Below are 413 nucleotides of genomic sequence, written 5' to 3'. Positions count from 1 at the left end.
CTTCTATACCATCCTGAAGCCGCTCAGGAAGTGAAAGCGCTACCGGATGTTCTGCGCGGTAAAATGGCAAGACTATTGGTTCAGTTGAGTGAGCGGGGAAATGAATTACGCTACCCGTTAAGCAGACCCATCAAAAATGGATTGTTTGAACTCAGGGCGTCAGGAACAGATATTGCCCGCACCTTGTTTGTATTCCAGCAGGGGAAGAAAATTTATATTTTACGTTGTTTCATTAAGAAAACAGAGAAGACGCCGCCCAAAGAAATCGTGGTTGCGTTGCAACGACTGGAGGAATTATCTGATGGCTAAAGTAAAAGCAATAAGTCATGAAGACGTCATGAAGACGTTGCTCGATACCCCAGAAGCTATTGCTGCTTTCGAAGAGGCAAAAGAAGAGTTTGCGCTGCTGGAGC

The 413-nt window shown here is 45.5% G+C and carries 1 protein-coding gene; it reads left to right on the top strand.

Annotated elements, in window-relative coordinates; translation table 11 throughout:
* Positions 1-309: type II toxin-antitoxin system RelE/ParE family toxin (locus tag QRY16_RS22030; protein ID WP_289778072.1), on the top strand; the 309-nt coding region annotated here is incomplete at its 5' end.
* Positions 310-413: the final 104 nt, after the last annotated feature.

Source organism: Mixta mediterraneensis (assembly GCF_030283135.1).
GTDB classification, from domain to species: Bacteria; Pseudomonadota; Gammaproteobacteria; order Enterobacterales; family Enterobacteriaceae; genus Pantoea; species Pantoea mediterraneensis.
Note: the sequence above shows the minus strand (reverse complement) of the source record. Positions and strands in the feature narration are given on the sequence as shown.